Source organism: Streptomyces sp. NBC_00094 (assembly GCF_026343125.1).
Classification (GTDB): Bacteria; Actinomycetota; Actinomycetes; order Streptomycetales; family Streptomycetaceae; genus Streptomyces.
In genome coordinates this window covers 7,575,967-7,589,006 of sequence record NZ_JAPEMB010000001.1, presented here as the reverse complement: position 1 = coordinate 7,589,006, position 13,040 = coordinate 7,575,967, and the positions used below count along the sequence as shown (strand labels likewise).

At 71.8% G+C, this 13,040-nt stretch carries 10 protein-coding genes; 2 read left to right on the top strand and 8 right to left on the bottom strand.

The genetic code is table 11. The features are described from left to right. Positions 1-10: 10 nt before the first annotated feature. From manA to OG580_RS33490, 8 genes are all read right to left on the bottom strand, one after another. Positions 11-1,219, bottom strand: coding sequence for a mannose-6-phosphate isomerase, class I (gene manA, locus OG580_RS33525; protein ID WP_267047415.1), 1,209 nt, complete (start codon positions 1,217-1,219; stop codon positions 11-13). Between the two features lie 43 nt (positions 1,220-1,262). Then, a complete protein-coding gene (locus OG580_RS33520; protein ID WP_267047414.1) occupies positions 1,263-2,237 on the bottom strand; it encodes an ROK family protein in 975 nt (324 codons plus the stop codon). 149 nt (positions 2,238-2,386) lie between these two features. Then, the gene (locus OG580_RS33515; protein WP_267047413.1) at positions 2,387-3,046 is read right to left on the bottom strand and encodes an HAD family phosphatase; all 660 of its coding nucleotides are present in this window, start codon (positions 3,044-3,046) and stop codon (positions 2,387-2,389) included. Between the two features lie 159 nt (positions 3,047-3,205). Continuing rightward, the gene (locus tag OG580_RS33510; protein WP_267048214.1) at positions 3,206-5,140 is read right to left on the bottom strand and encodes a glycoside hydrolase family 5 protein; all 1,935 of its coding nucleotides are present in this window, start codon (positions 5,138-5,140) and stop codon (positions 3,206-3,208) included. A 65-nt stretch (positions 5,141-5,205) separates the two neighbouring features. Beyond that, on the bottom strand, positions 5,206-6,051 hold the full coding sequence (locus tag OG580_RS33505) for a carbohydrate ABC transporter permease (protein ID WP_267047412.1): 846 nt from the start codon (positions 6,049-6,051) through the stop codon (positions 5,206-5,208). A gap of 7 nt (positions 6,052-6,058) precedes the next feature. Beyond that, positions 6,059-6,928 (bottom strand): carbohydrate ABC transporter permease, encoded by an 870-nt coding sequence (locus tag OG580_RS33500; protein ID WP_267047411.1) that lies wholly within the window; start codon positions 6,926-6,928, stop codon positions 6,059-6,061. A gap of 191 nt (positions 6,929-7,119) precedes the next feature. Then, positions 7,120-8,403 carry an ABC transporter substrate-binding protein gene (locus OG580_RS33495; RefSeq protein ID WP_267047410.1) on the bottom strand — a complete coding sequence of 428 codons (1,284 nt, stop codon included), beginning with the start codon at positions 8,401-8,403 and terminating at the stop codon, positions 7,120-7,122. A 122-nt stretch (positions 8,404-8,525) separates the two neighbouring features. Next, positions 8,526-9,716, bottom strand: coding sequence for an ROK family transcriptional regulator (locus tag OG580_RS33490; protein ID WP_267047409.1), 1,191 nt, complete (start codon positions 9,714-9,716; stop codon positions 8,526-8,528). A gap of 176 nt (positions 9,717-9,892) precedes the next feature. Here OG580_RS33490 and OG580_RS33485 point away from each other — a divergent pair, with 176 nt between their 5' ends. Together OG580_RS33485 and OG580_RS33480 are read left to right on the top strand one after the other, a co-directional pair. Continuing rightward, positions 9,893-12,019, top strand: coding sequence for an alpha-galactosidase (locus tag OG580_RS33485; RefSeq protein ID WP_267047408.1), 2,127 nt, complete (start codon positions 9,893-9,895; stop codon positions 12,017-12,019). 69 nt (positions 12,020-12,088) lie between these two features. Next, a complete protein-coding gene (locus OG580_RS33480; protein WP_323182652.1) occupies positions 12,089-12,931 on the top strand; it encodes an alkaline phosphatase family protein in 843 nt (280 codons plus the stop codon). The last annotated feature ends 109 nt before the right edge of the window (positions 12,932-13,040 follow it).

Sequence of the window (13,040 nt, the reverse complement as noted above, 5' to 3'; positions counted from 1 at the left end):
GATGTGTTTCTCAGTGGAATGCACGGGGTGGTGGAGAAGCGACCGTGGCGCGGAAGACGGTCCCGGTTCCCCTCAGGGAGGCCTCGGCGGCGGCGGGGAGGTAGGCGGACTGTCCGGGCCCCAGGCGCAGGACGCCCCCCACCGAGGCGAGTTCGGCCCCGCCCTCGGTGCACAGGACGATCTGTGGCGCGCCGGCCCCGAGCCGCCGTGCCGGTCCGGCCGCGCTCAGCCGGAACCGTGACAGCCGGAAGTCGTCGACGGGCGTCGGGTACACCTCTTCTCCCGCTTCCTCCCGGGGCCTGAGGACACGGGTCGGCATGGCCGTGAAGCGGACGACCTTCACCAGCTCCGCCGCGTCGACGTGTTTGGAGGTCAGCCCGCATCGCAGGACGTTGTCCGAACTGGCCATGATCTCCACCCCGAGACCCGAGAGGTACGCGTGCGGGATCCCGGCTCCCAGGAACAGAGCGTCTCCCGGCTGGAGTTCGACGTAGCGGAGCAGCAGGGCGGGCAGCAGCCCCGGGTCCCCGGGGTGGGCCCGCGCGACCTCCGCGTAGGCGGCGAAGTCCGCCTGGTACGGGCCCTGTCCGGCCGCCGCTGCCACCACGGCGTCCGTCACGGCCTCGACCGGACCCAGGCCGGCGGGAGGGCGGAGGAAGGCGGTGAAGACCTGCTCCAGCGCCGAGGCCTCGGGAAGGGTACGCAGACCGTCGGCGTGAGGACGCAGCGCCGGTACGCGCAGCGCGTCCAGCAGGTCGGCGCACTGCAGGGGGGTCCGGAACCCGCACAGCCCGCGAAAAGCGGTGAGGGCGACGATCATCTCGGGTTTGTGGTGGGCGTCCCGGTAGTTCCGGTGGGGGGCGCCCAGGGGAACGCCCAGGGCGTCCTCCAGCGCGAAGCCCGCCTCCGCCTGGGCCCGGTCGGGGTGGACCTGGACCGACAGGGGCGCCTCGGCGGCCAGCAGCTTGAGGAGGAACGGCAGTCGGGGCCCGAACCGTCGCAGGGCCGCGGCCCCGAGCTCCGTCTCCGGATCGGCGGCGATGATCCGGTCCAACGGCAGGAGGCCCTGGGCGCGCCGGACCTGGGAGGGTGCGGCGGGGTGAGCCCCCATCCACAGTTCGGCCTGGGGTTCGCCGGTGGGCTCGGCCCCCATCAGACGCGGCAGCGCCGTTGTGGAGCCCCAGTCGTAGGACTGGACGGTGTTGAGGAGGAGATCCACGCGTTCTTCCTGTTCGGGGGGTGCGGACGGGTTCGGAGCAGGATCAGCACACGGGGCGGCCCGTGCTTTCGGTGCCCGCCCGCGAGAGACCCGCCGCAGCGGCGCCGGCTGCCGCGGCGCCGATCAGCCCCGCGTCGAGCGCGAGCCCCGCCGGCACCACCGGTACGTCGCGGGTGAAGTCCAGTACCGCGTACGAGGCCAGGTGGTGCCGCAGCGGGCCGAACAGCAGCTCCCCGGACTGGGCGACGCCGCCGCCGACGACCACGAGGTCGAGCTCGACCAGGGCCGTCGTCGCGGCGATCGCGGCGGCGAGGGCCCGTCCGGCTCGGTCGAACGCGGCCAGCGCGCGAGGGTCGCCCGCACGGGCGGAGGCCGCCACCTCCTGGGCCGTCGCCGGGGCACCGGCGGGCGGCGTCCAGCCGGATTCGAGCGCGTGGGCGGCGATCGCGGTGCCGCTGGCGAAGCGCTCCACGCAGCCACGCGACCCGCACGGGCAGAGGGGACCATGCTGGTCCACGCTGATGTGCCCGATGTGACCGGCGTTCCCGGACGCGCCCGCATGGAGCGCCCCGCCCAGGATCAGCCCGCCGCCGACGCCGGTGGAGACCACCATGCACAAGGCGTTGTCCACGCCCCTGGCCGCGCCCGTCCAGTGCTCGGCCGCGGTCATCGCCACGGCGTCGCCGACCAGCACCGGGCGTGTCCCCGCCGGTACCGCCGGGTGCGCCCGTACCCGGTCCACCAGGGGAAAGGAGCGCCAGGCGGGGATGTTGACCGGACTGACGGTACCCGCGACGGTGTCGACGGGACCCGCGCTGCCGATGCCGAGGCAGGAGAGCGAGGCCCACTGCGGATGCGTGGCGATGTCGTCGAGAACGGCGGAGACGGCTGCCATGAGCTCCTCGGCGGAGCCCCGCGCGGGGGTGGGCCGCTGCGACCGGACGAGCAGGTGCCCGTCGGCGTCGACGAGAGCCCCGGCGATCTTCGTCCCCCCGATGTCGAGTGCTCCGTACACCATCGCGTTCAGCCTTTCCGTTGCGCTTCATGAACTCCGGCTCACCATGCCCCGACCTTGACAACGTTGTCTAGTTAACGGGTTCAGTTAAGCAAGGGTTTGGCAATGCCAGGCTCGGGTCCCGTCCGGAACCCGAGTCCCGACGCCCCGGTTCAGAGGCCGGCGGCCAGGCGGCGGAGCAGGGCGAGGTCCACGTCCAGGAGGCTGCGTACGACGGGCCGCCGTGGTGCCGGGGGGATGGAGGTGAGGGAGGGGACGGCCACCACCGCGCAGTCGGCCGCCTCCGCGGAGGCGACGCCGGTCGGGGTGTCCTCGACGGCGACGCAGGCGGTCGGAGCGGCGCCGAGGATGGTCAGGGCCGCGCGGTACGGGTCGGGGAACGGCTTGGTGCGCGGGGTCTCGCCCGCCGCCACGGAGACGGTGAACCAGTGGCGGCCGAGGGCGTCGAGGACGGTGTCCACGACCGGCCGCGGCGAGGCCGACACCAGGGCCGTGGGCACGCCCGCGGCGTGGACGGCCGACAGGAGTTCCACGGCTCCGGGCAGGGGGACGACCCGTCGGCGTACGAGCTCGGTGAAGCGGTGTTCGAGGGACTCGCCGAGCCCGGCCGCCTCCGCGCGGCCCGCCGTCCGGTCGGCGAGGTGCGCGGCGCAGTCCTCGACGGCGCGGCCGAGGACGAACGCCAGGTCCGCGTCCGTGAGGGCGAGCCCCAGGCCGCTCGCCGCCTCCTCGACCACCTGCCGCCATAGCCGCTCGGTGTCGACGAGGGTGCCGTCCATGTCGAAGAGGACTGCCTGGAGTTCGCTGGACATGGGTGGCTCCCTGGCGGTGCGCCGATGCGGGTGGGTCGGTCCTCGGGATGCGGGTGGGTCGGTCCTCGGCCTGGTCCTGGGGATCAGGCCGAGGACCGACAGGCCCTTCTCCCTAGGGGGTGTCTTGTCGATCAGGCCGGGCCGACCGACAAGGCACCCCTAGCGGAGCGGGCGGCACAGCAGGGCGTCGGGGACGCCGCCGTGGTTCCACTTCCAGGTGTAGGCGACACCGGCGACGTACTCGTCGTCGGCGCACTGGCCCTTGTAATAGCCGGGGGCCCAGTCACTGGCGGTCGAGCCTCCGGTGGCGGGCCGGTTGTCGCCGCGGTCGAACCAGAGCACGCGGCCCGTGGTGGGCAGGGTGGCGGTCGCGGGGGCGCACAGCAGGGCCGCCATGGCGTTGGCGCGCACGCTGTAGCCGACGGCGAAGGTGCGGTCGGGGCACTGGAGCTTGTTGTAACCGCTCGCCCAGTCGCCCCCGGTGACGTACCGCTCGTCGGTGACGACGGTCCAGGGGCCGCTCGCCTTCGCCGGCTGTCCGGCGTCGGTGCACAGTCCCCGGCTGTCGCTGCGGCCGAGGCCGACGAGCCGCTGGCTGTCCGGGCAGTTGCCCTTGCGGTTGCCCGGGGACCAGTCCGGCTTCGCCAGCATGGTGGCGGAGACGTTGTAGTCGGCGTGGTCGAGGTCGAGCATGTTCCAGCGGGTGGTCGGTGCGACGTGGCCGGTCCTGCCCGGGGTGGTGACGAGCCTGTTCCAGTCGTCGGCGCGCCAGTCACCGCCGTCCTGGATGCCCTGGCGGGCGCCGTTCGCGCCGTACCCGAGGAGGGCCCAGTTGTCCATCTGGGCACCGGAGGCGTCGGTCCAGCCGACGAGGGGCCAGATCGCGAAGTCGGTGTCGTTGGCGACGAGGACGTCGGTGAAGCGGTGGAGCCAGGTCTGTTCCTTGGTGTCGGTCGAGCCACGGCCGCCGGCGCCGAACTCGCTGATCCACACCGGGGCGGTGAAGTGCTGTCCGGTCCGTGTCACGAACAGGGCCTCCGAGTCGACCACTTGGGCGAGCTGCTCGGGGGTGAAGTCCTCGTAGCGCGGGTCGCTCGTGGAGCCGGGACCGCTGTCCGCCCCCGTGTTGGCCGGGCCCGTGTAGGCGTAGAAGTGGGCGGCGTACACGAGCTTGTCGGACCGGATCAGGGTGTGGGAGAGGGTGGCCACCGGCTTCAGGTTCGGGCGGCCGTGGGGCAGGCCGTCGAGCGGGATGCCGTACCAGTTGATGCCCTCCATCACGATGAGCATGTCGGGATTGGCCTGGAGGATCTTGTTCCCGGCCTCTTCGTACGCGGCGTACAGGTCGTGGTCGTCGTACCAGCCCCAGTTGGGGTCGTCCCAGGTGTCACGACGGACCTCGTTGCGCAGGTCGGCGCCGACCACGCGTTTGTCGTGCTTGTAGCGGTTCACCATGAACAGCCAGTCGTTCACCCATTGTTGAGTGGTCTGGCCGCTGTTCCAGCGCTCGTTGCCGTCGAGTCCGCAGCAGAAGCGGGCCGTGGTGGTGTGGTTGTTGAGGATCACCGCGAAGCCGTCGGCGGTGAGCGCGGCGATGGCCGCGTCGAGGACCTGGAGGGGGGTCTTGCCCTTCAGCTGGGGGTTGGCGGCGACGGCCGCGTCCGGGACGGGGGTGGTGTCGTGGACGAGGGCGTTGGAGTACGGCAGCCGGATGCTGTTGAGGCCGAGGCGGTGGAAGTCGGCCAGGATCGTGGCCATGGGGACCCGGTCGAGGCCGAGGGGCATGTTGTAGGCGTGGATGGCGTGGGCGTGGTTGGCGGGGTCGTTGATGTCCCCGCTGCCGGTCCACGTGCCCTGGGCGCCTTCCCAGTTGCCCGACTTGAGCTTGAAGCGGTTGCCGTCGGCGTCGACGATCCAGCGGCCCCGGGTGCTGAGCGGTGCGGTCCAGGACGCGGCGAGCTCCGGGCCGGTCAGGGGCGTGGGCGGCGCCACCTCAGCCGCCGCGACGGCGGGCTGGAGCGATGTGGCGGAGGCGGGTGTGCCGAGGACGAGCGCGGACAGCACGGCGAGGGCCGCGGTCGCGCGTCGGAGCATGGTGCGAGGTTTCACGGGATCTCCTTATGGAAGGGGTCGTGAGCCTGTTCTTTGTGGTGCGGGGGTCAGCCCTTGAGGCCGCTGGTGGCGATGCCTTCGACGATGTAGCGCTGGGCGACGAGGAACATGACGACCAGAGGGGTGATCGTGACGACGGCGCCGGCGAACAGCCCCGGCAGGTTGATGGTCTGCGAGGTGAGGAAGGTGGACAGCGCGATCTGCGCGGTCCAGGCGGACGGGTCCTGGCCGATGACCAGCGGCCACAGGAAGGAGTTCCAGCTGTCGATGAAGGACAGCGCCCCGAGCGAGGCCAGCATCGCCCCGGAGCTCGGCAGGGCGATCCGGCGGTACAGGCCGAGCCAGCCGAGGCCGTCGAGCCGTCCGGCCTCCTCGATCTCCGTCGGGAACTGGAGGTAGAAGTTGCGGAAGAGCAGGACCGCGAACGGGTTGAAGAGACCGGGCACGATGATGCCCCACAGCGTGTTGACACCCCCCATGGAGCCGACGACGACGAACGTCGGTACGAAGGTGACCGAGCCGGGGATCATCAGCGTGGCCACCACCAGCGCGAGCAGAACTCCGCGCCCCCGCACGGGAATCCGGGCGAGGGCGTAGCCGGCGGCGGAGGCGAGGAGCGTGGAGACGGGCGCGGTGACGGCGGCGATCAGCAGCGAGTTGCCGAGGGCCCGGCCCATGGAGACGGCGGGGTCGGCGAACAGCGCGGTGAAGTTCTCGAAGTGCATCGTCGAGGGCCACCACGTCCACTCCGGAGCGGTCAGGCTCCGGGAGTCCATGAGCGCGTTGCGGAGCATGAGGTAGAAGGGCACGAGGAAGGCCGCCGTCAGCAGGCCGACGAGCAGGCCGCGTACGAGGAGGCGGACGGTTCGGGACAGTCCGGGCAGGGTGATCACGTGTGTCTCACTCTCCGCTCCTGCCGAACCCGGTGAACCGCCCCTGGATCAGGGTCACTCCGACGATGACGGCGGTGAGCAGGAACGCTCCGGCCGAGCCGAGACCGTAGTTCTGGCTGCCCATCGCGGTGTTGTAGAGGTGGACCAGCGGTGTCTGTACGGGGGCGGTGCCGGTTCCGGAGAGCCCGCTGTTGAACAGGTTGTAGAACTCGTCGAAGGCCTGGAAGGCGGCGATGAACAGCAGCATGAGGACGGCGACGGAGGTGTTGCGCAGCATCGGCAGGGTGATCCTGGTCAGGAGCCGTCGACCGGTGGCGCCGTCGAGCGCGGCGGCCTCGTCGACCTCCCGGGGGATGGCCTGGAGTCCGGCGAGGAAGAGCACCATGTAGAAGCCGACCTGGAGCCAGAGGCGCAGGGTGACGAGGACGACCCAGTAGAGCGGCGGCGAGCCGGACTGCAGCCAGGGCACGGGCTCCGCTCCGAACCAGCCGCCGATCATGTTGGCGATGCCCGTCGGCAGGCCGTTGAACAGGGACATCTTCCACAGCAGTGACGCGGCGACGTACGAGACGGCCGCCGGGACGAGGAAGGTGGTACGCAGCAGGGCCCGGCCCCGCCTGACCCGGTGCACCAGCAGGGCGAGCCCGAGGGAGGCGGCGAAGGTGACGGGCACGATGAAGGCGGTGAACACCAGGATCTGGAGCAGGGAGTCGCGGAACGCCTGGTCGGACAGGAGCCTCTGGTAGTTCTCCAGCCCGACCCAGCTGCCGAGGGCGATGGTGCCGCGCGCGTCGCTGAGGCTGAGCAGGAAACTCCAGCCGATCGCGACGTACTTGAAGACGCCGAGCCCGATGAGCATCGGCGCGGTCAGCACCACGAAGGCGATCCATCCGGACCGGCCGACACGGGGGCGGTCTGCTCGGGGACGGTTCGCGCCCGGTCGACCGGCACGGGGCCGGCCGACACGGGGCAGACGCCCGCCAAGCAGGCCCGCGCGCCGGGCGCCCCGCGGAGAGTCCGCGGGGCGCCCGGCACGTGCGGGCTTCGCCGTGCTGTCGGTCGCCGGGGTCATCGGCCGAGCTGCTTGTCTATCTCGCTCTGGGCCTTCCTCACCGCGTCGGCCAGGAGGGCCGCCGGATCGCCCTCCCCGCCGGCGATCTTCGCCGCGGCCGCGTTGAACGCGCTGCTGACCGCGGTGTCCCACGTTCCCGGGTAGTGCCTCCCGTGCTGCTGGGCGAGCCCCACGGTCTCCTTGGCCGGGCCGTCGGAGAGCTTCTTCGCGGTCGCCGCGACGGACGTGCGGGGCGGGACGTGGAAGCCGTAGCTCTCCGCGAAGTCTCGCTGCAGGTCGGCCTGTTCGACCCACAGCCACTGGACGAACCTCTTGGCCGCGGCCACGTTCCTCCCCTTGGCGTTGACGCAGCTGGTCCACCCGCCGACCCGTACGACGGGAGCGCCGCCGGCCTTGAAGGCGGGCCAGGGCACCACCCCGAAGTCGTCTCCGAGTGCCGCCGCGACGGCCGGCATCGCCCACAGCCCGGACCACTGCATGGGCACGACGCCCTGGGTGAAGGCGGCGGGGTCCCACCAGTCGGTGGTGAAGCCGAGCAGCAGGGACTTGTCGTCGCGCAGGCGCTTCAGACCGGTCAGCGCTTCGAGGGCCTGCGCCGATCCGAACGCGACCTTGCCGTCGGGGGTCACGAGGTCACCGCCGTTGGAGAAGACGGCCAGGGTCGCGGAGTCGCCGAGGCCGTCGTTGCCGACGAACAGGCCCTTGCTCTTCTTGGTGGTGAGGGCCTTCGCCGCGGTGACGAGCTCGTCGAAGGTGGTGGGCGGGGCGATCCCGGCCTTCGCCAGGACGCTCTTGCGGTAGTACAGCATCATGACGTCGTCGATCATCTTGACGCCGTAGAGCTTGCCGTCGACACCGACCGCGTCGACGGCGTTCTTGTTGAAGTCGCTCCTGGCGCTGCCGTACACGTCGTCGAGCGCGGCGATCTGCCCGCGGCGGGCGAGGCCCTCGCTGAAGTCGCCGATCTCGAAGACGTCGGGGGCGGCGTCGGTCAGCAGGGTCGCGTTGAGCTTCCCCGCGTAGTCGCCGGGGACCCAGGTCACCTTGACGGCGATGTCCGGGTTGGCCTTGGTGAAGGCGGTGGCGTAGCGGAGGACCGCCTGCTGGGTGCCGGCCTCTCCGTAGGCGTGGTACCAGACGTTGAGGGTGGTCTCGGCTCCGGAGGCGGAGCCGCCGGTGGGGTCGGTGCTGCAGGCGGTCGTCAGGACGCTTCCGGCGGCGACGAGCAGCGATCCCGTGAGGAATCCGCGTCGGCTAAGCTCGGGTCTGCGTGCGCTCATGTCGCATCCTTCTGTGAGGGTGGGGGCAGGGCGGATGTGCTACCTGGTCGGCGCCTTCGTCAGTGCTTGCCGGCAGAGGAGGGCGACGGCCGGGGAGTCGTACGCGGCGGCTGCGGGGACGATCAGCCGACGCCGGTCGTGGGAGTGGCCCCGTACTGGGGGAAGAGGGCCTGGATGGCCACGGCCGCACCGCCACGGGCCCATTCCTCCCAGGGGAGCGGGCGCAGTGAGAGCGGGCATCGGGATGCCGCTCCGAAGGCGTGTGCGGCGTAGGCCTCCTGGATGTGCGGGCTGAGCAGGTCGTACGTGTCGACCCCTTCGCCGCTGACGACGACCCGCTCCGGTCCCACGAGGTTGACCAGTGCGGCGATGCCGGTCCCGATGGCCCGTCCGGCCCGGGCGAACGCCCCTCCGGCCGCGGGGTGTCCCGAGCGGGCCATGGTGGCGACCTCGTCGAACGTGAGGTGCGCATACGCGGTGTCACGGCGGACGGCCGCGAGGATCGCGTCGGTCGAGGCGATCGCCTCGACGCAGCCGAGCGCGCCGCAGCAGCAGCGCGGACCCGTCGGGTCGACGCCGATGTGTCCGACCTCGCCCGCGACGCCGTAGGCGCCCCTGAGCAGGCGTCCGTTGACGACGAGGGCGGATCCGATGCCCGCGCCGATGGTGACCAGGGCGAAGTAGCCGGTTCCGATGCCTTCGCCGAACCAGTGCTCCGCGACGGTCAGGGCCCTGACGTCGTTCTCGACGGTGACCGACAGACCGGTGGACGCGGCGAGGAGTTCGGCGAGGGGGACGTCCCGCCAGCCGAGGAGTCCGGAGTGACGAACCCGGCCGCTGTCCCGGTCCACGTCACCATTGACCGTGACACCGAGGTGACGCGTGCGGTCCCGGAACACCGGTTCGGTGTCGAGGAGTTCGTCGACGAGCTCGGCGGTGAGCGCGGCGACGGCCTCGGGGGTGCACGTGCCGATCGCACGGCCGGCCGTGGCCCGGATGCCGGCCCGGAGATCGCAGACGGCCCCGAGGAGCCGACCGGCGCTGATCTTCAGCCCGACGAAGAACTCCCGGTCGGGAGCGACCGCGAGCGGGTTGACCGGCCTGCCCGCACCGGGTGCGGTGCGCTCCGGCGGGAGTTCGTAGAGGTAGCCGTCGTCGATGAGGGGCCTGGCGGCCTTGGTGACGGCGGTCGAGGAGAGCCCCGTCCGCCGCGCCAGTTCCACTCGGCTGAGCGGCCCCTCGGCGAGGAGCAGGGCGAGCACCGCGGTCTCGGCGGGTGCGGTGACCAAGGGCTGCGAGTGATGTCGAAACACGGATGCAACGTAGAGCAAATAAATAACTTCTTCCAGTATTGAATGGGGAGTTGATGCTGTCCTACGCTCATGCCCGCCTCCGTGCGCGCTCCACGACGCTCGAAGACGGCACCGTTCTCGCGCCAAGTCGCCTTGGACGTAGCTCTGTTCCTCCTCAGTACGTCAGGGGACCATTCGTGCTCGCCACGCTTCCACCCGTCACCTTCGATTCCGACCTCGGCCTCGCTGTGCTGCGTACGCCGAACAGCCTGTACGCGCTCCGCGTCGCCCCCGACGGCAGTCCCCGGCACCTGTACTGGGGCGCCCCGCTCGACACCCTCACCCTCGCCGCGCTCCCGGAGGCGGTCTCGCCCGCCGCGAGCAGCTTCGAGGCCGACGCCGCCCCCGACGAGCTCGCGCCGCAGACCGGGGCGAGGTTCGGACCTGCCGGTCTTCAGGTCCGCTTCGCCGACGGAACCCGGGGCGCCCAGTGGCGCTTCACCGGTCACCGCGTGGACGGTGACGAGCTGCGGCTGCGCCTCGACGACCGGCACGGCCCGCTGCGGGCCGAACTCTGCTACCGCGTGCGGGCCGACACGGACGTCATCGAGCGCTGGACCGAGCTGACGCACACCGGTTCCCCGGACGGTCCGCCGGAGCCGATCACCGTCGACCGGCTGGACTCCGCATCCTGGACCGCTCCCCCGCTGTCCGACTACCGGCTCGGCCATCTGGTCGGCGGCTGGAACAGTGAGTTCCAGCTCCAGCGCGACCGACTGCCCGTCGCCGAGACCGTGTTGACGAGCCGCCGCGGGATCACGGGCCACCACGCCGGCCCCTGGCTGACCGTCGACGACGGAACCGCGACGGAGGAGCAGGGCGAGGTGTGGAGCACCGCGCTCGCCTGGAGCGGGAGTTGGCGCGTCACGGTCCACCGCGATCCGGTCGGGAGGACCACCTGGACCGGCGGATTCGGTCACGAGGGGCTCAGTTGGACGCTGCGGTCGGGCCAGAGCCTGCGCACACCCGCGTACGCCGGTCTCTACACTCCGCACGGGTTCGGCGCGGCCAGTCGCGTCTGGCACCACTACATACGCGGGCACGTGCTGCCGGAGCCCGAACGGGACCGGCCGGTGCTCTACAACTCCTGGGAGGCCACCGGGTTCGACGTCGACGAGGCCGGCCAGATCCGGCTGGCGCGGCTGGCCTCCCGCGTCGGCGCCGAGCTCTTCGTCCTGGACGACGGCTGGTTCGGCACCCGCCGCGACGACCGGTCCGGGCTCGGCGACTGGACCCCGCGCCCGGAGGCCTTCCCCGGCGGGCTGCGTCCGCTCGCCGACGAGGTACACCGCCTGGGCATGGACTTCGGGCTGTGGGTGGAGCCGGAAATGGTCAACCGCGACAGCGAGTTGCACCGGGCACATCCCGACTGGGTCCTCCACTCCCCCCGGCTCGACGCGACGGAACTGCGCAACCAGCTGGTGCTGAACTTCGCCCGGCCCGAGGTCGAGGAGTGGGCGCGGCGGACCTTGGACCACCTCGTCCGCACCCACGGCGTCGACTGGCTCAAGTGGGACGCCAACCGGGCCTTCACGGAGGCCGGTTGGCCCGGGCACCCGGACCCCGACCGCCTGTGGATCGACCACACGCGGGCCGTCCACCGGATCATGGATCAGCTCCGCGCCGACCACCCCGGGCTGCGCATCGAGGCGTGCGCGGGCGGCGGCGGGCGCGTCGACCTCGGCATCCTCGCCCGCACCGACCAGGCCTGGACCTCGGACAACACCGATCCCGTCGACCGGATCGGCATCCAGCACGGTTTCGGTCAGCTCTTCCCCGCCCAGGCGATGGCCGCGTGGGTCACCGACAGCCCCAACACCACCACCGGACGGCGGACTCCGCTGCGCTTCCGCTTCCATGTCGCCATGGCCGGTGCCCTGGGTCTCGGCGGTGACCTGACCTCCTGGTCCGAGGAGGAGCTGGCGGAGGCCACCGAACTCGTCGCCCGGTACAAGGAGATCCGTCCGCTCGTCCAGCGGGGACACCAGCACCGCGTCACACCGCCCGGACCGGTGACGGCCGTCCACTACGCGGCGCCGGACGACAGCGAGCACGCGCTCCTCGTGTGGCGCCCCACGACCCGCTTCGGTCACGGGCCCGACCCGGTGCGGCTTCCGGCGCTCGACCCCGAGGCGCTCTACCTGGACCCGGAACTGAACCGCGTGCACAGCGGGGCCGTTCTGGTACGCAAGGGCATCGACCCGCGGCTTCCCGACGGCGACTACGCGAGCAGCCTCATCCGGCTCCGCCGCGTCGGCCCCTGAACCCGGGCCCGCCCCCACCCCTCCCTCTCCCCTCCCTCCCCCTCCGCCCACGACACCTTGGACCCGCCCATGGACACCGCCCGCGTACTGGTCATCGGCATCGACGGCGTACGCCTCGATCTGCTCCCGGAACTGTTCACCCCTCACCTCGACGGCGTCGCCCGAGCGGGCTTCCTGGCCCCCGTCGAGGTGGACGCCGTGACCCCCACGATGTCGGGCCCGTGCTGGACCACCATCGTCACCGGCGTCGGCGTCGCCAAGCACGGCGTGTGGGGCAACCGTCTGGACGGCAACCGGCTCGACGTCTTCCCCGACTTCACGACCCGCCTCGCGGCCGACTGCGGTCGGCGCACCTTCGCCGTCGGAGGGTGGGCCCCCCTCTTCCTCGCCCAGCAGGGCGGCCCGCTCTTCGTCGCCCCCACCCGGCTCCGCTACGTCGCTCCCCGCGAGGACACCCCCGAGGCCTGGGAAGAGGTGGACGACCTGGTGACCGCCGAGGCGGAACACCTCCTCGGCCTGGACGAGGAGCTCCACGCCGGCTTCGTCTATCTCGGCGCCGTCGACGAGACCGCCCACTTCCTCGGCTGCGACAAGGAGTACCGCGCGGCGATCGAGGCCGCGGACCGCCGGCTCGGACGGCTCCTCGACGCCGTACGCCGTCGCCCCGGCCACGCGGCCGAGCAGTGGACGGTCATCGTGGTGACGGACCACGGCCACCGCGACGAAGGCGGGCACGGGGGACGCAGCCACCTGGAGCGCACGGCCTGGATCGCCGCGTGCGGTCCCGGACTGCCCGTCGGCGCGCTCCCCGCGCCCCTTCACCACGCCGACGTCGCGGCCCACGTCTACACCGCCCTGGGCATCACACCCGACCCCCACTGGACCCTGGACGGCGCCGCTTTCGCCGTGTGATCCCGGGTGGTCCGTCCGCTCTGACCTGGGCGACAGGGAGAGTTGGACATAGATCGCGCCATGTCCGGCATTCCTGGGCGCGACGACGGATGACTCTGTCGTCTGGTGA

Excerpts from the sequence above, each read along its gene's own strand:
- OG580_RS33520 (WP_267047414.1), bottom strand. The coding sequence starts at position 2,237 with ATGGTGTACGGAGCACTCGACATCGGGGGGACGAAGATCGCCGGGGCT.
- OG580_RS33480 (WP_323182652.1), top strand. The coding sequence starts at position 12,089 with ATGGACACCGCCCGCGTACTGGTCATCGGCATCGACGGCGTACGCCTC.
- OG580_RS33510 (WP_267048214.1), bottom strand. The coding sequence starts at position 5,140 with ATGCTCCGACGCGCGACCGCGGCCCTCGCCGTGCTGTCCGCGCTCGTC.
- OG580_RS33495 (WP_267047410.1), bottom strand. The coding sequence starts at position 8,403 with ATGAGCGCACGCAGACCCGAGCTTAGCCGACGCGGATTCCTCACGGGA.
- OG580_RS33515 (WP_267047413.1), bottom strand. The coding sequence starts at position 3,046 with ATGTCCAGCGAACTCCAGGCAGTCCTCTTCGACATGGACGGCACCCTC.